Source organism: Azospirillum endophyticum (assembly GCF_016595245.1).
Lineage (GTDB): Bacteria > Pseudomonadota > Alphaproteobacteria > Azospirillales > Azospirillaceae > Azospirillum > Azospirillum endophyticum.
This window is the reverse complement of record NZ_JAENHM010000095.1, coordinates 26,598-49,852: the sequence shown is the minus strand read 5'-3', so window position 1 is coordinate 49,852 and position 23,255 is coordinate 26,598. Positions and strand designations below refer to the sequence as shown.

General features: G+C 68.2%; 19 protein-coding genes and 4 pseudogenes. 15 read left to right on the top strand and 8 right to left on the bottom strand.

What is annotated here, in order from left to right; all coding sequences use genetic code 11:
* Positions 1-10: 10 nt before the first annotated feature.
* The 4 genes from JHL17_RS36430 to JHL17_RS36415 all read right to left on the bottom strand — a co-directional run bounded on the left by JHL17_RS36430 (position 11) and on the right by JHL17_RS36415 (position 4,265).
* Entirely contained in the window at positions 11-811 is an 801-nt protein-coding gene (locus JHL17_RS36430) for an ABC transporter permease (RefSeq protein WP_247894090.1), read from the bottom strand.
* Positions 808-1,659, bottom strand: a complete 852-nt coding sequence (locus JHL17_RS36425) for an ABC transporter permease (protein WP_200199551.1) — start codon at positions 1,657-1,659, stop codon at positions 808-810. Before JHL17_RS36425 ends, JHL17_RS36430 begins: the two co-directional genes overlap by 4 nt.
* Complete coding sequence (locus JHL17_RS36420) at positions 1,656-2,732, bottom strand: ABC transporter ATP-binding protein (RefSeq protein ID WP_200199550.1); 1,077 nt, start codon at positions 2,730-2,732, stop codon at positions 1,656-1,658. The genes JHL17_RS36425 and JHL17_RS36420 overlap by 4 nt, the downstream gene beginning before the upstream one ends.
* Positions 2,733-3,164: 432 nt before the next feature.
* The gene (locus tag JHL17_RS36415) at positions 3,165-4,265 is read right to left on the bottom strand and encodes an ABC transporter substrate-binding protein (protein WP_200199549.1); all 1,101 of its coding nucleotides are present in this window, start codon (positions 4,263-4,265) and stop codon (positions 3,165-3,167) included.
* Between the two features lie 246 nt (positions 4,266-4,511).
* On the opposite strand from JHL17_RS36415, the gene JHL17_RS36410 reads away from it, so the two are divergent.
* From JHL17_RS36410 to JHL17_RS36370, 9 genes are all read left to right on the top strand, one after another.
* Positions 4,512-5,420 carry a LysR family transcriptional regulator gene (locus tag JHL17_RS36410; RefSeq protein WP_247894089.1) on the top strand — a complete coding sequence of 303 codons (909 nt, stop codon included), beginning with the start codon at positions 4,512-4,514 and terminating at the stop codon, positions 5,418-5,420.
* A 402-nt stretch (positions 5,421-5,822) separates the two neighbouring features.
* On the top strand, positions 5,823-6,806 hold the full coding sequence (locus tag JHL17_RS36405; protein WP_200199547.1) for a ChuX/HutX family heme-like substrate-binding protein: 984 nt from the start codon (positions 5,823-5,825) through the stop codon (positions 6,804-6,806).
* 16 nt (positions 6,807-6,822) lie between these two features.
* Positions 6,823-7,722: a heme/hemin ABC transporter substrate-binding protein gene (locus JHL17_RS36400; RefSeq protein ID WP_200199546.1), complete on the top strand. Its 900-nt coding sequence runs from the start codon at positions 6,823-6,825 to the stop codon at positions 7,720-7,722.
* Positions 7,719-8,825 (top strand): FecCD family ABC transporter permease, encoded by a 1,107-nt coding sequence (locus JHL17_RS36395; RefSeq protein ID WP_200199545.1) that lies wholly within the window; start codon positions 7,719-7,721, stop codon positions 8,823-8,825. The genes JHL17_RS36400 and JHL17_RS36395 overlap by 4 nt, the downstream gene beginning before the upstream one ends.
* 10 nt (positions 8,826-8,835) lie before the next feature.
* Positions 8,836-9,642, top strand: a complete 807-nt coding sequence (locus JHL17_RS36390; protein WP_211113707.1) for an ATP-binding cassette domain-containing protein — start codon at positions 8,836-8,838, stop codon at positions 9,640-9,642.
* A gap of 99 nt (positions 9,643-9,741) precedes the next feature.
* On the top strand, positions 9,742-10,413 hold the full coding sequence (locus JHL17_RS36385; protein ID WP_200199544.1) for a response regulator transcription factor: 672 nt from the start codon (positions 9,742-9,744) through the stop codon (positions 10,411-10,413).
* Positions 10,400-11,827 (top strand): sensor histidine kinase, encoded by a 1,428-nt coding sequence (locus JHL17_RS36380; RefSeq protein WP_200199543.1) that lies wholly within the window; start codon positions 10,400-10,402, stop codon positions 11,825-11,827. The genes JHL17_RS36385 and JHL17_RS36380 overlap by 14 nt, the downstream gene beginning before the upstream one ends.
* A gap of 129 nt (positions 11,828-11,956) precedes the next feature.
* A complete protein-coding gene (gene hutX / locus JHL17_RS36375; RefSeq protein ID WP_247894088.1) occupies positions 11,957-12,499 on the top strand; it encodes a heme utilization cystosolic carrier protein HutX in 543 nt (180 codons plus the stop codon).
* Between the two features lie 151 nt (positions 12,500-12,650).
* Complete coding sequence (locus tag JHL17_RS36370) at positions 12,651-14,966, top strand: TonB-dependent hemoglobin/transferrin/lactoferrin family receptor (protein ID WP_200199542.1); 2,316 nt, start codon at positions 12,651-12,653, stop codon at positions 14,964-14,966.
* A 123-nt stretch (positions 14,967-15,089) separates the two neighbouring features.
* Here the strand turns inward: JHL17_RS36370 and JHL17_RS36365 are convergent, their stop codons facing one another.
* Positions 15,090-15,944 carry a tellurite resistance TerB family protein gene (locus JHL17_RS36365; protein WP_200199541.1) on the bottom strand — a complete coding sequence of 285 codons (855 nt, stop codon included), beginning with the start codon at positions 15,942-15,944 and terminating at the stop codon, positions 15,090-15,092.
* A gap of 760 nt (positions 15,945-16,704) precedes the next feature.
* Between JHL17_RS36365 and JHL17_RS37505 the strand changes: the two are divergent.
* Positions 16,705-17,907 (top strand): annotated as a pseudogene (locus tag JHL17_RS37505) (cation diffusion facilitator family transporter); the annotation flags it as partial.
* An 88-nt stretch (positions 17,908-17,995) separates the two neighbouring features.
* On the opposite strand, the pseudogene JHL17_RS36350 reads toward JHL17_RS37505, so the two are convergent.
* Both JHL17_RS36350 and JHL17_RS36345 read right to left on the bottom strand, forming a co-directional pair.
* Positions 17,996-18,196: pseudogene (locus JHL17_RS36350) on the bottom strand (IS110 family transposase); the annotation flags it as partial.
* 137 nt (positions 18,197-18,333) lie between these two features.
* Positions 18,334-19,221: a LysR family transcriptional regulator gene (locus JHL17_RS36345; RefSeq protein WP_200199540.1), complete on the bottom strand. Its 888-nt coding sequence runs from the start codon at positions 19,219-19,221 to the stop codon at positions 18,334-18,336.
* Positions 19,222-19,328: 107 nt separating this feature from the next.
* Here JHL17_RS36345 and JHL17_RS36340 point away from each other — a divergent pair, with 107 nt between their 5' ends.
* A complete protein-coding gene (locus JHL17_RS36340) occupies positions 19,329-19,667 on the top strand; it encodes an antibiotic biosynthesis monooxygenase (protein WP_200199539.1) in 339 nt (112 codons plus the stop codon).
* Complete coding sequence (locus JHL17_RS36335) at positions 19,664-20,848, top strand: MFS transporter (protein ID WP_200199538.1); 1,185 nt, start codon at positions 19,664-19,666, stop codon at positions 20,846-20,848. Before JHL17_RS36340 ends, JHL17_RS36335 begins: the two co-directional genes overlap by 4 nt.
* Here JHL17_RS36335 and JHL17_RS36330 read toward each other — a convergent pair.
* Entirely contained in the window at positions 20,796-21,224 is a 429-nt protein-coding gene (locus tag JHL17_RS36330) for a MerR family transcriptional regulator (protein ID WP_200199537.1), read from the bottom strand. The genes JHL17_RS36335 and JHL17_RS36330 overlap by 53 nt on opposite strands.
* A 77-nt stretch (positions 21,225-21,301) precedes the next feature.
* Between JHL17_RS36330 and JHL17_RS36325 the strand changes: the two genes are divergently transcribed.
* The 3 genes and pseudogenes from JHL17_RS36325 to JHL17_RS36315 form a co-directional block, all read left to right on the top strand.
* Positions 21,302-22,348, top strand: coding sequence for an SDR family oxidoreductase (locus tag JHL17_RS36325; protein WP_200199536.1), 1,047 nt, complete (start codon positions 21,302-21,304; stop codon positions 22,346-22,348).
* Positions 22,349-22,460: 112 nt separating this feature from the next.
* Positions 22,461-22,758 (top strand): annotated as a pseudogene (locus JHL17_RS36320) (IS6 family transposase); the annotation flags it as partial.
* 224 nt (positions 22,759-22,982) lie between these two features.
* Positions 22,983-23,210, top strand: a pseudogene (locus tag JHL17_RS36315) (helix-turn-helix domain-containing protein); the annotation flags it as partial.
* Between the last annotated feature and the right edge of the window lie 45 nt (positions 23,211-23,255).

Below are 23,255 nucleotides of genomic sequence, written 5' to 3'. Positions count from 1 at the left end.
TGTCGGAAGGTCAGTCTTGCCGCACCCAGGCGCCCAGCAGGCGCGGCAGGTCGCCGAACCGGGCGATCAGCCCGAACACGGCCGCGGTCAGCAGCACGAACAGCACGGTCACGGAGGCCATGGTCGGCGTGTAGCCGTAGCGCAGGGCGTTGAAGATCTTGATCGGCAGCGTCTCCAGCGTGAAGCCGGCGACCATGTAGGCGACGATGTACTCGTTGAGCGACAGCACGAAGGCGAAGGCGAAGCCGGAGATCACGTAGGGCCGCACCAGCGGCATCACCACCGTCCGCAGCACGGTGCGGTCGTCGGCCCCCATGGTCGAGGCGGCCTCGACATAGCTGCGGTCCACCGCGCCGAAGCCGAGCGACAGGGTGACCAGCGGCAGCGTGACGAAGAAGACGGCATGGCTGACCACCACCGTCCACGGCTCGCCATACTGGTCGAAGGTCGCCCAGAAGCTGAGGAACCCCAGCGCGGTGATCACCGGCGGCAGGATGAAGGGCGTCATGCCCAGCACCTCGAACGCCCGCGCCCAGGGCGCCCGCCAGCGCCAGATGAACCAGGCCAGCGGAAAGGCGATGGCGACCGCCAGCGCCGCCGAGAGGACGGCCACCACCAGGCTGGTGATCAGCGCGCCGCGCCAGCCGGGATCGGTGAAGATCTCGGCATACCAGGCCAGCGACAGGCCCTTGGGCGGGAAGTCGAGCGAGCGCTTGGCGTTCAGCGAGACCCCCGCCACCACCAGGATCGGCGCCGCCAGGACGAGGCCGACCAGCCCGGCCAGCAGGCTGTGGAACCAGCGCGGCATCATGCCTCCTCCTTGCGTCCGGCGAGCAGGGCGAGCCCGACCAGCGCCAGACTGACCAGCACCAGGAAGACCGCCATCGCCGCGGCGAACGGCATGTTGGATTGATAGATCGCCTGATCGGTGATCAGCACCGACAGGGTCCAGTGCTGCGGCCGGCCGAGAAGCTGCGGCAGCAGGTAGGAGCCGAGCGCGAAGACGAAGGCCATGATCAGGGTCGCCACGATGGTGTTGCGCTGGGACGGCACCACCACGGTGAAGAAGGCCTTCACCGGCGAGGCGCCCAGCGTCCGCGACGCCTCCACCAGGGCCGGGTCGAGCCGGGCGAGCGCCGGGTAGAGAACCAGCACGGTGTAGGGGAAGGCCTGGTAGACCATGCCGGCCAGCAGCGCGCCGAAGCTGGGCGACAGCGATTGCGGCTCCGCCATCAGGCCGACCGCCACCAGCAGGTTGGTGATGCCGGCGGTGCGCGACAGCAGGGTCGACCAGGCGAAGCCGATGATCACCTCCGACAGCGACAGGATCGACAGCAGGAAGACCAGCCAGCGCACCTGGGCCGCCCGCGGCAGCCGGGCCAACCGGTAGGTGAAGGGAAAGCCGATGCCGACCGCCACCGCCGCCACCAGGGCCGCCAGCTCCAGCGAGAAGGACAGCACCCCGCCGAAGAAGGCGGTGAGGAAGCGTTCGTAATTGGCGAAGACGAAGTCGGGCTCGTAGAAGCCGCCCGGAATCCGGCGGGCGACGCTGACCGCGATCATCAGCCCGAAGGGGATGACGAAGAAGACGATCAGCATCAGCGCCGGGAACAGGATCGGCGCGTGTTCGGCAAGGCTGCGCGGGGCGCGGCGGATCATGACGGCCGCTCCCCTGCCGCCTGCCCTTCTGCCGGCAGGACGACGCAGGCTCCGGCCGGGATCTCGACGGTGACGGCGCCGCCCGGTTCGACCGCCGGGCGGTCCTGCGGACGGGTCAGCGCCACGATCTCCCGCCCGGCCACCTCGATGCGGAACTCGACGCTGGCGCCGAGGTCGCGGACGAAGGACAGCGTGCCGGACAGCCGGTTCGCCCCGCCGGGCGTGGTCGCCGGATGCAGCAGCACCTCCTCCGGCCGGACCGACAGCAGGGCGCGGCCCTGCCGCGGCAATCCTTCGAGCGCCAGCTCGCCGCCGGGGACGGAGAGCCGGCCGGGGGCCGTCACGTCGCCCTCCAGCAGGTTGGTCATGCCGATGAAGTCGGCGACGAAGGCGTCGGCCGGCCGGCGGTAGACCTCCATCGGCGGGGCGGCCTGCCGGATTTGCCCCTCCGACATCACCACCACCAGATCGGCCATCGTCAACGCCTCCCGCTGGTCGTGGGTGACGACGATGGTGGTGATGCCCAGCCGCCGCTGCAGCTGCTTCAATTCGATCTGCATCGCCTCGCGCAGCTTGGCGTCGAGCGCCGACAGCGGCTCGTCCAGCAGGAACAGCTTCGGTTCCAGCGCCAGGGCGCGGGCGATGGCGACGCGCTGGCGCTGGCCGCCCGACAGGCGCGACACCGGCCGGTCTCCCATGCCGGGCAGGCGAACCAGCTCCAGCAGGCTCTCCGCCTTGCGGCGGCGCTCGGCGGCGGGAACGCCGCGGATGCGCAGGGGATAGGCGATGTTCTCGCCCGCCGTCAGGTGGGGGAACAGGGCCAGCGACTGGAACACCATGCCGAAATCCCGCTTATGGGCGGGCGTCGTGGTGATATCGCCGTCGTCGATCAGCAGCCGGCCGCCGGAGGGCTCCTCCAGCCCGGCGATCATCCGCATCAAGGTGGTCTTGCCGCAGCCGGAGGGCCCCAGCAGGCAGACGAACTGCCCGTGCGGAATGCGCAGGCTCGCCCCGTGCACCGCGGTGAAGCTGCCGTAACGCTTGGTGAGGCCGTCGAGAACGAGGGCGGACATCGGGTGGCTTTCGGATCATTCGGAAAGGACGGAGCCCTTCCCCCGCATCGGGAGAGAAGGGCGCTCGCGGGTCGGAGTTTGTAAGCTTTTATGGACCTCTCTCGGCCGTCATCCCCGCGAAGGCGCTACGGCATGCACAGATCTCGCATCCGCGAAGGAAATACATCCTCTGGTAGTGAGCGGCCCTTNGCGGCTGGCCAGAGGCCTGGGAAATTCAGTTTGCTCCCCTCACCCCAACCCCTCTCCCGCGAGGGGAGAGGGGCTTTGCTCAACGCCAGACTGCATGCATTGTTGCAAGCGCGAGATCTGTGAATGCCGTAGCGTGTAGGCGGGGATCCAGGCTGATCCGATCCCTGAACTCCCCGGAACGTCTGGATTCCCGCCTGCGCGGGAATGACGGCCGAAGGAGGACCCACAAAAACTCACCGTTTCTCAGCCCACGATCATTTCCGTCCATTTCTGGTTCAGCCAGTCGGCCTTGGACAAATAGAGGTCGTAGCGCGGGATGATCGGCGCGAGATCGGAGGAGACCGCGGCGAACTCCTTGTCCGTCAGGTCGGTGGCCGAGCGGTCGATGGTTGGCGCGGTGCCGACCTTGCGCGACAGCAGCGCCTGGACCTGCGGCTGGCTCATGTAGTCGACGAAGACATGGGCGAGATCGCCGGCCTTGGACGCCTTGGAGACCGCCCAGCTGCCGGAATCGAGGATGCCGCCCTCCTTGGGGAAGGTGGAACGCACCGGATGGCCGTCGGCGGCGGCGAGGCCGGTGACGTCGTGGTAATACTGGCCCATCGGGATCTCGCCCGACTTCAGCGCCGCCTCGAACTGCGCCTCGTCGCGGTACCACAGCTTCACGTTGCCCTTCATCTCGGCCAGCTTCTTGAAACAGTCGAGCTGCCCCTGCTCGGTGTCGAGATGCTTGGGGCCGCCGAAGAAGGTGGCGGCCGTCACGTCCAGCAGGAAGGAGTTGGCGACCAGCGCCAGCAGGCCCAGCTTGTCCTTGTTGGCCGGATCCCACAGCGCCGCCCAGCTTTCCGGGGGCTGGGGATAGGTCTTGGTGTTGGTCACCAGGGTGATGTACCAGGACACCGCGCCGATGCCGGACACCCGGCCGTCGGCATATTTGTTGATCAGCGCCGGCTTGACCTTGGCGGCGTTGGGCATCTTCGCCAGATCGAGCGGCTGCCACAACTCGGCGGCCATGCCCTTCAGCATCGCCACCTGGGACATCATCGACACGTCGGCCGGGGCCTGTTTGGCGCGGGCCGCCTGTTCGAGCTGGATCAGCCAAGCCTCGCCCGTCGGTTCGGCCACCGCCTCCACCGCGATGCCGGTGGCCTTGGTGAAGTCCGGGAAGATGTGCTTGTCGAAGCTGTTCTTGAAATAGCCGCCGTAGACGCCGACCTTCAGCGACTTCGACTGGGCGCGGACGATGGAGGGGAACCCCACCGCGGCCGCGGCGGCAAGCCCGCCCGCCCCAGCCAACACCGCCCGCCTGCCCACTTCCCTGCCCAGTCCTGCACCGATCTTCATTGCGTGTCTCCGTCTCGTCGTTGGTCAGCCCCGATGGAGGGCGGGCGAAGCAGGCATGTCGCGACATCCCGGCCGGGAGACGGCCGGTCACCGCTCCGCATCGGCTGGAATTGCAGGACGCAATTAGACGGCCACTTTGCGTCTCCAAACATCCCGAATCTTTTGTATCTTACTTCGACAGCGGCCGAAGTAAGATCGGCCCGATCCCCTTGGACAGTTTGAAGGTTCGCCGCCAGCATGAGCCGGATGAGCATCGAGACCGCGGATTTGCGGCTTTTCCGCCTGTTCATGACGGTGGTCGAAGCCGGCGGCTTCACTGCGGCGCAAGGCGAACTGAACCTGTCGCTCTCGACGATCTCCACCCATTTCGCCGAGCTGGAAGGGCGGCTTGGGGTGCGGCTGTGCCGGCGCGGCCGGTCCGGCTTCAAGCTGACGGCGGAGGGACAGGCGGTCTATGACGAGCTGCGGCGGGTCTTCGACACGCTGGACCGCTTCGGCGCCCGGGTGCGGGGATTGCGCGACCGGCTGACCGGCACCCTCAGCATCGGGCTGGTGGACAACACCCTGACCGATCCAAAATTCCCGCTGGAGCGCGTGATCACCCGCTTCGCCGATGCCGCCCCCGAGGTCAATCTCGCCATCGCCACCCGCCCGCCCAACGAACTGCTGCGCGACGTGATCGGCGGCGAGGTCCATCTCGCCATCGCCAGCTTCCCACGGATCGTTCCCGGCCTGTCCTACATCGACCTCTACAGCGAAACCAACCTGTTCTACTGCGGTGCCGGCCATCCGCTGTTCGACCGCCCCGACGACATCGTCGATCTGGACGAGGTGCGCCGTCACCGGCTGGTGGCGCGCAGCTATTGGGGGGCGCGCGACATCAAGGTCTTCGCGATCAGCGCGCCGCACGCCACCGTCAGCGACATGGAGGGGGCGGCGCGGCTGATCCTGTCCGGCCGCTATCTCGGGTATCTGCCCGACCATTATGCGGCTCCCTTCGTCCGGGCCGGGCGGCTGCGTCCCCTGCTGCCGCGGGTGCTGTCCTACCACTCGCCCTTCCAGATCGCGGTGCACGGCGACCGGGCCAGGACGCCGGTGGTCGATCTGTTCATCACCCTGACCCGGGAAGAGATCGGCAGCCGAAGCCCGGCTTAGAGAATCCTGCTTGGACAGCAGTGCCCCCCGGTTTCGGGGCACCGTTGAGACGGGGGTGGTGCCCCATTGCGCGGTGTGGCCGTGGGGACCGGCCCGCCTATACCGGCCCCGCCTACGCCATCCATGTGAGGGCGGCACGGGTGAGGGCGGTCCGGCCGGTTCGCCACGGCTGCCATGCCACGTTCAAGGACACGGCTTCGCCCGGAAATGCCGCCGCGGATGCGGTCGGCCACCCAGTGGTCCGAAAGCGCACCCTCTTCCCCCTGCTCCCCTGCAATCCGGAATTAATGCGGATTAATGATCCCCGCCTTGTCAATGATAATGATTATCATAATCATCTGCGGAAGTGCACCCCCCGGCGCCGCGCCGGCCCTTCCCCAGCCCTGCCAAGAGATTCCTCCGATGCCCGACACCTTTCTGCCTTCCATCGAGGCTCCCGCCATCTCCGACGCCGCAACCGGCCTTCTGCGGCTGGAGGTGGACTGGCCCGCGGCCCTGCCGCGGCTCGACGCCCTCGGTCCGGTCCGGGTGGTCACCACCAACGGCGCCGTCATCCATGAAAAGCTCGGCCGCTTCGGCAATGTGTCCGGCAACGGCCATGCCGTCATCGTGCTGAACCGCGACGTCGATCTGCGGATCTTCCCCCGGCACTGGCATCGGACCGCCCATGATCCGGCCGCCGGCGCCATCCTGGTCCAGGACGCGGCTGGACGCCCGGTGCATGCCATCCACCGCACGGCCGAAACCGACGCCGCAGCCTGGACCGCCTTCCTGGAGGAACACCGCGCCGATGGCACGGCGGCAGACACCCTGAACGACGACGACCCGAACGGCAACGACTTGGTCGGGCAACCGGCGCAGACCGTCGCCGCCGTCCCGGCCGGCATCGACGCCGCCGGCCTGCGCGCCGCCTGGGCGGCGATGACCGATGTCCATGAATTCCACGGGATGCTGAAGCGGTTCGGCGTGGCCCGCCTCGATGCCATGCGGCTGGCGGGCGGCGACTTCGCCCGCGAAATCCCCCTGGCTGCGGTGGCCGGGCTGCTCGAATCCGCCCGTGACGACCAGCTGGAGATCATGGTCTTCGCCGGCAATGCCGGCTGCATCCAGATCCACACCGGCACGATCACCACGCTGCGGGCGGACGGGGCTCAACTCGACATCGACGATCCCGGCTTCCGCCTGACCTGCGACATGGCGCGCCTGTCCAGCGCCTGGGTGGTGTTCAAGCCGACCGGCAAGGGCGGCATCACCACCGTCGAACTCTACAACGCCCAGGGAGAGAACTGCGCGATCCTCTGCGGCCAGCGTGACGAGGACAAACCGGAACGGACGGAATGGCGCCTGCTTGCCCGGTCCATGCCCACACTGCCGGGCGTCGCCTGAGGTGGGGGAGCCGAGGATGACACTCACGGTCCTCCATCGCCTTTTGGCCCCCCATCGCCTTTTGGCGGCCCTCGCTCTCGGCGTCGCCGCCTGCCTGACGGTGCCGGCCGCCGGGGCGGCGGAGATGCGCCTCGTCACCATCGGGGCGCCGGTGACCGAACTAGCCTTCGCGCTGGGGGCCGGCGATGCGGTGGTCGGCCGCGACACCGTCAGCCGCCAGCCGGCCGCGGCGGCGGCGAAGCCCGATGTCGGCTATATGCGCACCCTGTCGGCGGAGGGGCTGATGTCGCTCGCCCCGACGCATGTGCTGGCCGTCGAGGGGGCCGGGCCGCAGGCCGCCTTCGACCAGCTTCGCGCCATGGGCGTGACGGTGGAGATGGTACCGGAAGTCTCCAGCCCCGCCGGGCTGGAGATCAAGGTCGCCGCCGTCGCCCGTGCCCTGGGCCGCGAGGAGGAGGGCCGGCGCCTTGCCGCCGGGCTGACCGGCCGGCTGTCGGCCCTGGCTGCGGAAGCCGAGCGGGCCGCCCGTTCCGGCGGCGCGCACGCGCGCATCCTCTGTCTGGTCGGCGGCGGCCCCGGCGGCCTGATGGCGGCCGGGCGCGGCACGGTGCCGGACGCCCTCATCACGCTGGCCGGCGGGCGGAACGCCATCGACAGCGACCGGGACTTTCCGCCGCTGTCTGCCGAATCCGCCCTGGCTGCCGAGCCGCGGATCCTGCTGGTCAGCCGCACGCTGGTGGAGCGCTCCGGCGGATTGGACGCCCTGCTCGCCCTGCCGCAGCTGGCGATGACCCCGGCGGCGCGCGACCGCCGGGTCGTCCAGCTCGACGGCGCCCTCCTGGTCGGGTTCGGCCCGCGCACCCCGGAGGCGGTCGAGGCACTGCTGCGCGCCCAGACCGGGAAGGCCGGGCCATGAGCGCCAGCGCCAGCCAGTCCAGCGCCAACCGGCCCATCACCGCCATGCCGCCGGCCCGGCGACCCCGGCTTGCGCCCGCCCTGGGGCTGCTGGGCGCCGCGCTGGCGGCCGCGGTGCTGTTCGCCCTGTCCACCGGCAGCATTCCCCTGCCGCTCGACCGGGTGCTGTCGCATCTGGCGCAGGCGGCCGGCCTGCCCGGAGAGCCGCTGGGCGCCCGCGACGCCGCGGTCCTCCACACCCTGCGCCTGCCGCGCATCGTGCTGGCGGCGGCGGTCGGCATGACGCTGGGCGTCGCGGGCGCCTCGCTCCAGGCGATCTTCCGCAACCCGCTGGCCGACCCCGGACTGGTCGGCGTGTCCAGCGGCGCCGCCTTGGCCGGATCGGTCACCATGATGCTGGGGGTCGCCGGGCTGGGGCTGTCGCGCAGCGGCCTGTCACTGTCCACGCTGCTGCCGGCGACGGCCTTCCTGGGGGCGCTGGCGGCGACGATCCTGATCCTGACGCTGGCGCGCCGGGACGGGCGCTGCTCGGCCACCGACATGCTGCTGGCGGGCATCGCCGTCAATGTCCTGGGCGGCGCCGGCATCGGCCTTTGCAGCTATCTGGGCGATGATCAGGCGCTGCGGCAGATGACCTTCTGGATGATGGGGGGCTTCGGCGGCGCCGGCTGGACGCAGATCGGCCCGGCCCTGGCACTGATGCTGGCGGCGACCGCCGGCCTGCTCGCCAATGCCCGCCGGCTCGACCTCTATGCGCTGGGCGAGCGCGACGCCTTCCTGCTCGGGCTGGAGCCGCACCGGTTCGCCGTGCGCACCGTTCTGCTGGTGGCGCTGGGGGTGGGGGCGGCGGTCGCCGTCTCCGGCCTGATCGGCTTCGTCGGGCTGGTGGTCCCGCACATGATCCGGCTGTGGCTGGGGCCGGTGCACCGCCGGCTGCTGCCGGCCACCGCCCTGGCGGCGGCGGTCCTGCTGGTCCTGGCCGACACCGCCGCCCGCAGCATCGCCGCCCCGGCCGACGTGCCGGTCGGGCTGCTGCTCGGCGCCGTCGGCGCGCCCGTCTTCCTGTGGCTGCTGCGCGCCCGCGGCGGACGCCCGTTCGGTTGAGGATCCCATCTTGCTGCAAGCCGAGCACGTCTCCTTCTCCGTCGGCGGACGACCGCTGGTCGACGGCGTGACCGTCCATCTGGTTCCCGGCCGGATGCTGGCGATCCTCGGCCCCAACGGCGCCGGGAAATCCACCCTGCTGGCCCTGCTGTCAGGTGAAAGGCGGCCGACCGGCGGCGCTGTCCGGCTCGATGGCCGCGATCTGCGCGACGTGCCGCCGCGCCTGCTCGCCCGGCGCCGGGCGCTGGTCGGCCAGCACCCCTCCGCCGGCTTCGCCTTCTCGGTGGAGGAGGCGGTCCAGCTGGCGGTCGAGGCGGCGCCCTGCGGTGCCGCCGAGCGGCGGCGGCTGATCGCCGAAAGCCTGCACGCCGCCGACGCCGCTGCCCTGCGCCACCGCCTGCTGCCGCATCTGTCGGGCGGCGAGGGCCAGCGCGTCGCCTTCGCCCGCGCCCTTGCCCAGCTCGCGGCCGGATCGCTGCATCGCGACGGGCCCGACGGGGTCGCCACCCTGCTGCTCGACGAGCCGACCGCCAGCCTGGACCCGGCACACCAGCACCACCTGCTGCGGGCGGCGCGGGACTGGATGGAGCGGACCGGCGGCGCCTGCGCCGTGGTGCTGCACGACATGACGCTGGCCGCCCGCTACTGCGACGACGCGCTGCTGCTGGCCGGCGGGCGGGAGGCCTGGAGCGGCCCGATGGCCGCCCTGCCGGTCCCGGTGCTGGAGCGGGTGTTCGCCACCCGCTTCGTCCGCATGCCGGCACCGGACGGGCGCGGGGCCGTCTTCGCCACCACCGGCCAGCCTCCCGCGGTTTAGCCGCCCGCCACACGCCACCCACCACACGGTTGCCGGCCGGGCTGGACGACTCAATCGCGACTGATTATTATTTTCATTTCTTTGGAAAAGGAGGAGCCGTTGCGCGTTCTGGTCGTCGAGGACGATGCGGCCGTCAGCTATTGGATCGGGGCCAAGCTCAACGGCTCGGGCCATTCCTGCCGCTTCTCCGGCGACGGCGAGGAGGCTTTGCGCCTGCTGGAGGAAGAGGCGTTCGACGTCGTCGTCCTCGACCGCATGCTGCCGAAGCTCGACGGCATGGAGGTTCTGAAGCGGCTGGCCGGCACGCGCCATCCGCCGGTGCTGGTGCTGTCGGCGCTGGACGAGACCTCCGACCGGGTCGCCGGGCTGCGCGCCGGGGCCGACGATTACCTGGGCAAGCCCTTCGACTTCGCCGAACTGCTGGTGCGGCTGGAGCATCTCTCGCGCCGCCATGGGCAGGCGATGGCCGCCCCCGGCGACCTGCTGACGGTCGGCGATCTGGTGATGGACGTGGCCCAGCGGCGGGTGACCCGACGGGGGATGCCGATCGAGCTGACCGACAAGGAGTTCCGGCTTCTGCACATCCTGATGAGCAATCCGGGCCAGACGGTGACCCGGACCATGCTGCTGGAAAAGGCCTGGGGCTACGGCTTCAACCCGCCGACCAATCTTGTCGAGGTGCATGTCTTCAAGCTGCGCAGCAAGATCGACAAGGAGTTCGATCCGCCCCTGCTGCGCACCGTGCGGGCGATCGGCTATGCGCTTGGCTGATCGCCTCCACGCCCGCATCCGCCCGCTGCTCGACACCCGCAGCTTCCGCCAGACCATGACCATCGGCGCCGTCTTCGTCGTCGTCACCTCCGGTGCCGTGCTGTGGAGCCGCAGCCTGCTGACCGACCTGATCAAGGACCATGTGATCGAACTGCTGGAGCGCGACACCGCGACCCAGCGCCAGCTCGGGCGCTTCGGCGATGCCGTCGATCTCGCCGCCGACCTGCGCCGCCGCGAGAGGTTCGAGACCGAGACGGCGCGCAGGCGGCTGGTGCTCGACGCCTCGGGGCGGCTGCTCTACGGCGACGACGCGACGGCGGCGCGGCTGCTGGACGTGCTGTCCTGCGACCGCGCCCGCCTCGCCTCCTGCCCGGCCGGGCTGGTCGAACGACGGGGCAAGGACGCCGCCGACGGCTGGAAGCTGCAGGCGATGGTGGTGGCCCTGCCCGACGGCGGCCGCTTCATCAACGCCTACGACATCCAGCCGATGCTGAGCCAGATGCGGGCGGTGCCGCTGGCCGCCGGCGTCGGCGTGCTGCTGTTCCTGCTGACCAGCCTGACCTTCGGGGTCTATTTCAGTTCCGGCACGCTGCGCCGCGTCGGCGCGATGCGCGAGGCGCTCTCCGCTTATGCCGGTGGCGACCGCAACCGCCGGATCGACGTCGGCCGCAGCGATGACGAGTTCGCCGGCCTCGGCCGCGAGATCAACCGCACGCTCGACCGCGTCAACCGGCTGGTGGAGGAGGTGTCGAGCGTGTCGAGCAGCATCGCGCATGAACTGCGCACGCCGCTGACCCACCTGCACAACCGGCTGTCGGGCATCGCCGAGGACTGCGCCGACCCTGAAATCCGCCATGCGCTGGAGGACGGCATCGAGGAGACCCTGCGCATCCAGCAGCTGTTCCGCGCCATCATGCGGCTGGGCGAGATCGAGACCGCCCGCTGCAGCCTGAGCATGGAGCCGCTGGAGGCCGGGCCGCTGCTGGAGGACATCCGCGAATCCTATCTGCCTTTGGCGGAGGATGCGGGTGTGGCGCTGTCCGTCGCGGCCGAACCGGGGCTTCGCATCCGCGGCGACCGCACCCTGCTGTTCCAGGCCGTCGCCAATCTCGTGGACAACGCCCTGAAATATGCGGCCGGCGGCCAGGAGATCCGGCTGTCGGCCGGCATCCGCGACGGCTGGGAGGAGCTGTGCGTCGCCGACCGCGGGCCTGGCCTCGTTCCCGGCCAGCGGGCGCTGGCGGTCCAGCGTTTCTTCCGGCTCAACCCGCAGGACGGGGTGCCGGGCTACGGGCTCGGCCTGTCCATCGTCGGCGCCATCGCCACGCTGCATGGCGGCGGGCTGCTGATGGACGACAACGCGCCGGGGCTCCGCGTCATCCTCCGGCTCGGCCGCCATGCCCAGCTGGAGTGACGCCGCCGGTCACATTAAGCGGCGTTAAGGGAAGCGTGGTTGAGCTTAAACGCGACTGCGAATTATTCTCAAAAATGTCACCGGACAGCACAGCCTGTCCCCCTCCCGTCCTGTCCATCGGAAACCGTCATGACCACACACCAGATGCCCGCCGCCAGCCAGGACGCAGCCTTGGACTCCCTGCGTGCCCGGCTTCTCGCCGAACCCGGCAGGGTGCTGGAGGCGGTCGCGGCGGAGACCGGCGCCAGCCTGCGCACCGTCGTCGATTGCCTGCCGGCCGCCATGCGCAGCTTCGCCCCCGGTTCGGCGGCGGAGGCGGCGATGGCCGACATCGCCGGCTGGGGGCCGATCACCTTCCTGGTCCACAGCGCCGATCTGGTCCTTGAATGCAAGGGTCCGCTGCCGCTCGGCCAGTTCGGGCGCGGCTTCTACAATCTGGCCGGCGGCAGCCCGATCGGCGGCCACATCCGCCTGGACCGCTGCGCCGATCTCGCCTTCGTCCGCCGCCCCTTCATGGGCAGCGGCGACAGCTGCGCCGTGATCTTCTTCAACGGCGACGGCGAGGCGATGTTCAAGATCTTCGTCGGCCGCGACGAGAAGCGCCAGCTTCTGGCCGATCAGGTCGAGCGTTTCCTGGCCTTGTGCGACCGGCTCCACCTGTCCGTCGCCTGATCCGGCGCGCCCCGCTCCCAATGCCGGGCGCCCAATGCCGGGCGCCGGGCCGGCCTGCGCCTAGAGTTTGCGAATAATAATCAATAGCAAAATCCGACATCACAGTGCCGGACGGGTCCGGCGTGACCCCAAGAAGCGAGGAGAGACAGAGATGACCGCATCCCCCAGCATCGTGCGGCGGACCGCAGAGCCGGGACGGCTGCGCCGGGCGCTGTGGCTGTCGGCGTCGGCCCTGACCCTGGCCGGTGCCGGTGCCGCGCTCGCCCAGACGGCGGTGCAGACGGCGACCCAGACGGCGGCGGCCCCGCAGACCGGCCAGCCGGCGACCGTGCTCGACGCGGTGACCGTCTATGGCGACCGCGGGGAAAGGCGGCTCGACGAGGCGACCTCCACCATCTCCGTGATCGGGGAGGAGCAGATCGAGACGCGCGGCCTTCACCGCCTGCAGGATCTGACGCGCTACGAGCCGGGGGTGACGGTCGGCAACGCGCCCGCCCGCGCCGGGGCCGGCGGCTTCGCCATCCGCGGCATCACCGACAACCGCGTGCTGATGCTGATCGACGGCACCCGTCTGCCGGAAACGCCGAAATCGGCCGGCCCGTCGGCCGGCTACAGCCGCGACGCGGTGGACCTCGATTCCCTCAAGCAGGTCGAGATCGTCCGCGGCCCCTCCTCCGCCCTTTACGGGTCGGACGCGCTGGGCGGCGTCGTCGGCTACGTCACCAAGGATCCGGCCGACTACCTCTATCCCGGCAAGGATTTCTACGCCTCGCTGAAGGGGGCCTACGACAGCGTCGACAGCTCCTTCTCCGAGACCGGCACCGCGGCGATGCGGTCGGGCGAGTTCTCGATCCTCGGCATCTTTACCCGCCGCGACGGCGACGAGTACAAGTCCAAGGACAAGAGCTTCCGCAATCCACAGGACTATCGGGTCAACAACGCCCTGGCCAAGCTGGCCTGGGAACGCGGCCCGGACAAGGTGACGCTGACCGGCGAGTATTTCCGCCGCGACACCGACACCGGTCTGCGCAACGACGTCGGCGCCGCCGCCAGCTACATCTTCTCCACCGTCCCGTCGCGGACCACCCGCGGCACCATCGCCGATTCCGTCAGCGACGACGAGGCGAGGCGCTGGCGCATCGGGCTCGCGCATTCCCACGATGCCCCCATCGGCTTCATCGACCGCATCGACTGGCGGCTCTACGCCACCGGCTACGACCATCGGGAAAACCGCACCCGCACCGCCGGCGTCGCCGCCTCCACCAACACGCTGTTCCCGGCGCGCTCCACCCTGCGCGAAGAGACCGCCAACGAATCCGAGCAGCGCATCTTCGGCGGGGCCGTCGACATGCGCACCGACACCGGCTGGTTCGGGCTGCCCAACCGCCTCTCCTACGGCTTCGGCATCGACCACATCCGCACCGAACGCATGCGCGACGTGACGCTGACCAACACCGCCACCGGCGCCACCGCCAAGAGCTACAACGGCGACACCTATCCCAGCCGCACCTTCCCCAACACCGCCACCCTGATGGTGGGGGGCTATCTGCAGGACGAGATCACCATCGAGCGGCTGCGTCTGGTGCCCGCCCTGCGCCTCGACTATTACCGGATGAACCCGGAACTGGACGCGGCCTATCTCGCCTCCAACCCGTCCGCCACCCCGTCGAAGCTGGACAAGCTGGCGCTGTCGCCCAAGTTCGGCGCCACCTACGAGCTGACCCGCGAATATTCGCTGTTCGGCCAGTATGCCCACGGCTTCCGGGCGCCGCCCTATGACGACGCCAACCTCGGCTTCTCCAACCCGACCTACGGCTACGAGGTGCTGCCCAACGCCAGCCTGAAGCCGGAGACCAGCAACGGCGTCGAGGCTGGATTCCGCGCCAAATACGCCGACGGCTCCAGCGTCCAGGTCTCCAGCTACTACAACCGCTACAGCAACTTCATCGCCCAGCGCGCGGTCGGTCGCAGCAGCGGCGGCCTGCTGCGCTACCAGTCGCAGAACATCTCCAAGGTCGAGATCTTCGGCGTCGAGGGCAAGGGCGAATGGCGCTTCCGGCCGGGCTGGTCGCTGTTCGGCGCGGCGGCCTTCGCCCGCGGCTTCGACCTCGACGCCAGGACCGCCATCGACGAGGTGGCGCCGCTGACCATGAACGCCGGCCTGTCCTACACCGCGCCGGACGATTTCTGGGGGGCGGAGGTCGTCGCCAGCCATGCCTTCGCCAAGAAGGCCGACGATGTCAGCAACTCCACCTACCTCAAGGCGCCGTCCTACACCACGGTCGACCTGTCCGCCCATCTGAACCCGACGGACCACCTGTCGCTCGGCGCCTCCGTCAAGAACCTGTTCAACCAGGAATACTACAACTACATCAACGTGGTGGGCGTGTCCGAAACCTCCGCCGACCGGCGCCGGTACCTGGAGGCCGGACGCTCCTTCCTCGTCCACGCCACCGTCAAATGGTGATCCGATCCTGCCTCAGGCAAGCTCCGGGGGCACCGCCGACGCCTCGCCCCTCGCGGTTCGGGAGGAGACGGTTTGCCGGCGGCGCCGTGACCTGACGGTACGGGTGACGCCGCGCAAGGCCGCTCAGACGATCGAGTCCAGTTCGCTGCGGCGGGCATCGGTCAGGCCGAGGCGCGAGGCGAGATAGGCCAGATACTGGCGGTCGACCGCGCTGCCGCCGCGCACCGCCAGTTCGGAGGCGAGATAGACCTGTTCGGCCGTCTCGGGATCGCGGACGTCGCGGACGATCTCGTCCAACGGGCGTGGCGCCCGCAGTTCGGCCTCGACGATGCGCCGGTCCTCCGGCTCGGCCTGGGCGGCATCGAGGCTGTCGAGGATGCGCCGCTGCTCGTCGGGCGAGATGTGGCCGTCGGCGTTGGCCGCCGCGATCATGGCACGGATCAGCAGCAGCGCCTTGGCGTCGCCGAGATCCGGTTCCGGCTGGCCGCCGCGCAGCACCCCGGCCAGACGGTCGCCCAAACCACCGGCCATGCCGCCAGCCATGCCGCCGGCATCGGCCCTGCCCAGGACGCCGCCCAGAACGCTGCCGAGCGCACCGCCGGCAACACCGCCCCCGGCACCGCCGGTCGCACCCCCCGCCGCACCGCCGAGACCCAGCCGGTCGAGGAGCCCTCCCAGCGCGCCGCCCGCCACCGGAGCCGGCGCCGATGGCGAATGGCCGGGGGTGGCCGGGGACCGGCCGTCCTGATAAGCCCGATAGGCGAGATAGGCGAGCGAGGCGAGGCCCGCCTTCTGCAGCAGTCCCGAACCGGCTGCCGGGGCATGGGGCATGCCATGGCCGTAATGGCCCTTCATCTTCTTCCTGCCCTTCTTGCCGAGGAGCATGGGCATGGCGGCGGCGAAAGCCGGCCCCCGGCCGGTGCGGCCGGCCAGCCCGTTGGCCAGGATGACGCCGAGGACTTTGCTGAGATTGCTCATGTTCCCTTCCCTGCCGGCTGCGGATGACACGTCCCGGCCGCGGCCGGGAGCCGTAGACATGGGGACGGTCCCGGCCATTGAAACCGGCATCACCCGCAAGAGCGGCGGTGGGAATGGCGGGGAAGCCGGTCGGACGGCCCCCTGCAGCGGAACCGCCGGTAGCCGTGTGCCGTCGCATCCGAGCGTTTGGCGGTAGGCCGGAGACCCCCGCGAACAGTGTCCGAGACGGGTCCGTGTTTCGGTTTGGATGGCCGGTTCTATCGACGATTTGTCCGAAACCGCCCCTTGCTTCGCGTTGAGCCGTCAATTGTCATGATGTGTAATGTATACCAGAACGACGCCGATGCAGAGGGACCGGCTCTCCCCGGCGACCTGTTCCGCTGTCGGTTTTCCGGGATCGCTGGACACAAGATGGAAAACGGGGGAAACGGCTGAATTTCGGCCGAGGATCGCTGGATAGACAGTGCCAGGATCACTGGACTCAAACCTGGATCGGTGGACGCTTCCATCCTTCAGCCTCTTCCTGCATCCCCTTCAGAAGCGCATTTTCACCACGGTAGAGCGGTTTGCGACCCGCAGCGGCCAAGGCATCGCGGACTGTTTGATGCCATCTCGGGCAGCGGTGCGTCGACTGCATGGAGCGGCAGGCATGGAACGGCCTTCCTTGACACGGCCCGCCCCAGCTTCCGTTCCGCTTGCTCAATCCCCTTGGGCGGGCAGGTGTAAAGAAAATGGCGGGTGCTGAAATGGTCGCTTACTCATGCCTCCGCAGACTTTACAAAGAGGGTGCTCGGCCCCCTTCTCCTCAAATCCCACCATGGCGCTCATCGGCTACGCCCGCGTCTCAACCGACGACCAGACCACCGCCGCCCAGATGGACGCGCTGCGCGCCGCCGGCTGCGCCACGATCCTCGAGGAGAAGGCCTCCGGCGCTTCGCGCGCCAGGCCGGAGCTGGCGGGGACCCTGGCCCGCCTGAGCCGCGGCGACACGCTGGTGATCTGGAAGCTGGACCGGCTCGGTCGCTCGCTGTCGCACCTGCTGGAGGTGATCGAGGATCTGCGCGGCCGCGGCTGCCATTTCCACTGCCTCACCAGCCCGATCGACACCGCCAGCCCGCACGGCACGCTGGTGCTGCAGATGCTGGGCGCCGTGGCCGAGTACGAACGCTCCTTGATCCGCGAACGCACCCGCGCCGGGTTGGCGGCGGCCAAGGCACGGGGCCGGGTCGGCGGCAATCCCAAGCTGAAGCAGGGCCATCGGCGCCCAGCTGGAAGCGATGCGGGCGACCACGCTACGGGGCGGGCGCCGCTGGCCGGCGGCGTCGGTCAAGAACCTGCTGGATCGCGCCCGCGCCCAGGGGCTGCTTTCCAACACCCCGGCTTCCGCGTCAGGACCGGTGTCATAGGCCGGACGTCCCGGTCCGATCCAAGCCCCTCCATCCATCCCTTGTCCGGCCACCCTGCGGCGTCGTCAGCAGCCGCTGTTCAGCCTGGGTTCAGACGCGGGGCGATAAAGGTCCCGCGCCACAAGGCGCCGTTCCCACCTGCTTCCAACACCGGAAGACCCGCGCCGAACACGGCCGCAACCACCTCGGCCCCCCTCCGCTCGCGGGATCACTCCATGTCCAACGAAACGCAGACCGCCGAGAAGCAGGCCGTCGCCCTGACCTCGATGGTGGCGAGCGCCGGGATGACCGTCGGCAAGCTCTCCGTCGGCCTTGCCACCGGCAGCCTCGGCGTCCTTTCCGAAGGCGTCCACAGCCTGCTCGACTTCGTCGCCACGGCGATGACCTACGCCGCCATGCGGATCAGCGACGCGCCCCCGGACGAGACCCACCCCTACGGTCACGGCAAGGTGGAAAGCGTCGCCGCGCTCGCCGAGACGGCGCTGCTGTTCCTGACCAGCGCCTGGATCGTGTTCGAGGCCGCTCAGCGGCTGCTGAGCCCGCAAGTGGAGGTCGAGGCAACCTGGTGGTCGACCTCGACGTCCTGGTCAGCCGGCTGCTGCCGCCGGGGCGGGTGGCGGAGATGCAGGACGCGGTCGTTTCGGCCAGCCCCGCATGCAGCCACTGCGACAAGGGGCCAGCCTCCAACCCGATGCGGACCACCGGGAAGCCAAGCTCGCCGAAGAAGCGCACCAGGGCGGCGGGCTCGCTCGCCACCTTGGCTTCGCGCACGATCTTGCCCGCCCCATCCACCACGCACACGCTGCTCTGTTCCAACGAGACGTCGATCCCGGCATAGTGATCCATGGCTGTCCCTCCATGATGCGTGGGGCCGATCCGCTCGGACCCCGTTTCTCACACCATCCCTGTGGGGACAGCCGCCCGCCCGAGCCAGAGCTTGGTGCAAGCCCCATTACGGCATCTAGGCCGTACCCGCTTGGCACCTATTGCGGTTGCAGATGTTCGGCCATGAAGTCGACGAATGCTCTCAGTTTGGGCGTGATCTGGCGACTGGCCGGCCAGAGAACATTGAACTGATCGGTCTCGGCCACCCACGCGTCCAGGATGGAGACGAGACGCCCGTCAGCGATCTCGCTGCGGATCGCGAAGGGAGGCAGACAGGCAATTCCCATTCCCTCGATCGCCAACGCGATCAGAGGATCGACCGCCGACGCGCTCATCCGTTCGGGCAGGACGATCTTCCCCTGCCGTTCCCCGCGAGCAAACGGCCAAGCCCGTATCTTGCCGGTGCTCGGAGAACGTTGGAGAAGACACTGATGGTGCGCCAGATCGTCAGGGGTGTCTGGCACGCCGCATCGCGCCAGATAGTCGGGTGAAGCGACAATCTTCAGTCGAAACCGCCCGACATTGCGGCTCATCAACCGGCTGTCCGATGGTTGCCCGGTACGGACGACTGCGTCGAACCCTTCCTCCACAACGTCCACCAGCCGATCTGAGAAATCCAGGTCGAGTTGCACCTCCGGCCAAGCTCGCATGAAATCGCTCATCACCGGGGTCAGCAGCATGCCGACCAGCGGCAGACTGACGCGCAGCCGTCCTCTCGGCGTCCGGTTGGATCGGGCGAGCTCGGCTTCCGCTGCCTCGACCTCCTCGAATATGCGGCGGCAGCGTTCGAGGAACAGCCGCCCTTCCTCGGTCAGGGTCATATTGCGTGTGTTGCGGTGGAACAGGCGCACATCCAGCCGTTGTTCAAGCCGCACCACCGCCTTGCCGACCGCAGATGCGGAAAGACCCAGTTTGCGGCCGGCGGCGACGAAGCTGCCCGTCTCGGCCGACTGCACGAAGGCATCGAACGCGGTGAGTTTATCCATGCCGCTAGTTAGCAGAATTATATTCCTGAGTCATCGGAACAGACACTCATTTTTCCGGAACGGGCCTTCCGCTATCCCTTGGTCTTCCGCAATCAGGGAGACGAAACATGATCCCCGCCTTCACCATCGAGCCCATCCCGACGACCTTCATCGTCAATGTGATCCACGTTCATCCCGGCAAGCAGGAGGACGCGTTTCGGCTGATCCAGGATGTCGTCCACTATGTCGCCGAGCGGAAACCCGGCTTTCTGTGGAGCAACCTTTCCAAGAGCACCGATGGGCTGACCGTCGTGAACATCGAAGCGATCTCCGATCCCGGTGATGTCGAGATCTTCTTTTCCGATCCGGTATTTCTGGAGAAGTTCGGTCGGCTCGATACTGTCTCATCCAGTGAGTTCCACACTTACACGACTGGCGATCTGGTACTGCCGAAGGTGCCGGTGTGAGGGCCCAGGTCGACCGACTGCCGGTGGCGGGGCTATCCGCCTTGGCGGTTGCCGGCTTCGTGACGATCCTGACGGAGGCCCTCCCTGCCGGCCTTGTCCCACAAATTGGGAATTCTCTTGGTGTGAGTGAAGCGATGGCCGGGCAATGGATCAGTATCTATGCGCTGGGATCGCTGCTCGCCGCGATCCCGCTGACAGCAGCGACGCGAAGCTGGCGCAGGCGACCGCTCCTGCTCGGTGCGATCTTCGGCTTCGCCGTCGCCAATCTGATTACGGCCCTCACCACGAGCTTCATCGTCGCACTGGTGGCGCGCTTCGTTGGAGGCGTGTCAGCCGGCCTGCTATGGGCACTGCTGGCCGGCTACGCGGTTCGCATGGCGCCACCTCATCTTGCGGGTCGAGCGATGGCCATCGCCATGTCGGGAACACCTTTGGCGCTCTCGATCGGCATTCCAGCCGGAACGTTTCTGGGCCTTCTGGCCGGTTGGCGACTGACCTTCGGATTGCTCAGCGTCATCGCGCTGCTGCTGATCGGCTGGATTATCGCGAAGGTGCCGGACTTTGCCGGGGAGGCTGAAACGGAACGCCCATCGCTTGCCCAGGTTTTTGCGGTTCCGGGCGTGCGGCCGGTACTGGCGGTGACGCTCTGCTTCGTGCTGGCTCACAATATCCTCTACACCTACAACGCGCCGCTGCTGATCGCCCACGGCATTGTCGGGCAGACCGACCGTGTCCTGCTGGCCTTCGGGATGGCCGGACTGGTCGGTATCGGCCTAACGGCTGCCCTGATCGATAAATGGCTGCGTCCGTTGACCTTCACCAGCGTCGGCCTGTTCCTCGCAGCGGCGTTCATATTCGCGGCGACAGACAGCGCGCCGCTTGCGGTCTATGGGGCAGCATTGATCTGGGGGGTGGGATTTGGCGGGGCGGCGACTCTTTTTCAGACCGCTTCGGCGCGCGCGGCCGGGTCGGCTGCCGATGTGGCACAGGCGATGATCGTCACTGCCTGGAATATGGCGATCGCCGGCGGTGCCATCGTGGGGGGCGTCATTCTCGAAACCGCCGGGGTGGCCGGATTGCCGTGGGTGGGTATCGCTCTGCTGGCCTGCGCCGCTGGATCCGCGCTCTTCATGGAGCGCCGAGCCAGTGGGTTGAAGCCAGGCAGGGCGTTTCCTGGGTAAATCGCGGTTCATCACCCGGCTTGCCGCGCGCGACCCAGTCGCGCTTTGCACGCAGGTAATTGGTCAGTTCTGCCAGTTCGGCCGCCTTCTGCTCAAGCCTGGCGAGCTGGACTTCCATGATCTCGACTTCACGCGCCTGTGATAACCCCTCCCGTTGCAGTTCCGTGGCGATCTCCGCGATCTCCTTGAGGGACATGCCCAGCGATTGCGCAAAACGGATCATTCGGGCTGTCGAGGCGTCCCGCTCAGTGAATACCTGATAGGGATTGCGTCCCCCCTTAGCGGTGAGCTGCGGCGTGAGGAGACCCTTACGGGTATAAAAGCGGATGGTGTCCTGGCTCAGCCCCGTCCGCCGAGCGAATTCTCCTATCAGCATTTCACCCCTTAAGGCTATTGACCATGGACCTGGGTCCAGACTTATAGACCATGTTCCCTCACCTGCGGAACACTTTCATGTCGAACGATGCCAATACCACGTCCTTCCCCCCCATTGCCTTCGTCACGGGGGCAACCGGACTTCTCGGCAACAACCTGGTGCGCGAACTGATCGCCGAAGGTTGGCGTGTGCGAGCGCTTGTGCGCTCACCTGAGAAAGCAGCACGGCAGTTTGCCGAGCTGGATCTGGAGATCGTCACCGGCGACATGCTCGATGTGCCTGGTTTCGTGGATGCGCTTCGGGGCGTCGACGTGGTTTTCCATACTGCGGCCTATTTCCGGGATTCCTACAAGGGTGGCCGCCATTGGGATGCGCTCCATGCGGCCAATGTTGAGGGCACCCGTGCCCTGCTCGAGCACGCATGGAAAGCCGGGGTACGTCGTTTCGTCCACACCAGTTCGGTTGCGGTGCTGCGAGGCGCACCTGGAGAGATCATTGATGAGACCATGCTGCGGAATGAGCGGGACGCCGACGATTATTATCGCAGCAAGATCCTGGCGGACCGCGTGGTGCTCGACTTTCTCAATACGCATCCCGATTTCTGGGCGGCGATGGTGCTCCCCGGTTGGATGCACGGGCCGGGCGACATCGGACCGACATCGGCAGGTCAGACCGTTCTGGATGTGGCGCTCGAACGCCTCCCGGGCGTTCCGCCGGGGTCTTTCTCGGTGGTCGATGCCCGTGACGTCGCACGGGCGATGATCCTCGCCAACCGTCGGGGTCGGCGCGGCGAACGCTACCTTGCCGCCGGACGCCATATGACAATGACCGATCTGCTGCCGCTCATTGCGCAGGCGACGGGGGCCAAGGCGCCGACCCGGCGTATTCCGATGATCCTTCTCCATCTGATCGGCGCCGGCAATGAACTCTACGCGCGGATGACCGGAAAGCCGGTGCTGTTGAGCTGGGCCATGGCGCGTACCGTCGCAACGGAGAATGATCGATCTCGCTACGATTCCGCCAAGAGCGAACGGGAGCTGGATTTGAAGTTCCGTCCGGTAATCGAAACGTTCCGCGATGAAGTGGCCTGGTTCCGCGCAAACGGCCTCTTGCCGATGCGATAACAATCAAGGCTCTTTTCGGTATCCGAGGTGGCGGGGATCGGTGAGGAAGAGCGGAGAAGGTACCGTCAAGTTCAGGCTGGCTCGCGGGGATGCGGAGCGGCAAAGGATCGCCATGGCGACATCCCGTGATCCCCGCTACGCCGGCTACCGCGTCCCTGCCGAGGTCATTGCGATGGCGGTGTGGCTGTACTTCCGTTTCCCGCTGAGCTTGCGCATGGTGGAGGAGATGCTGGCGGCCCGCGGCATCACCGTGAGCCACGAGACAGTGCGGCAGTGGGCCCTGAAGTTCGGTCGCGACATCGCGGATCGGTTGCGCTGCCGGGAGCCGGGGCGATAAGTGGCACCTCGACGAAGTCGTTCTGACCATCGTAATTTGGGGCAGTATGCGAAGGAGGCAGCATACCCTCTGGTTGCTAAATCTCCTCCTTCAACCCTCCGTTCCTTCTCGATGTGTCATACCGACTCTCCTATGAAATGACCTTTTGGAACGACAGCGGGCAGCAAAGGGATTTGATGCGGCCGGTTTCGGCGATGAGTGCGTTTCAGGCGTCGCAACAGGCGTCGATGATGGCATTCTGATCGGGAAAGACCCGCAGGGACATCATCCTCTCTCGTAAGAAGAGCGCGAAATTTCGCCCGTGTGTTCAGACGGGACGTCGGCCATCCCCCGGCCCGTTTCGTGGAGGCGGCGCGGCTCGACGCCGCGCGCCGGATGCTGGTCGATTCCCCCACGCCGCTCCAGCGGATCGCTTACTTTTGCGGTTTCGGTGACGCCAGCACCATGAGGCGCGCCTTCGTCCGCAATCTCGGCATCAACCCGGTCGACTACCGGAAGCGCTTCCGTACGACGGCGGCCGCCTGATCCCCGGTTGCGCCGCGAACGGGACGCAGCCCCCGGGCTTGCCCG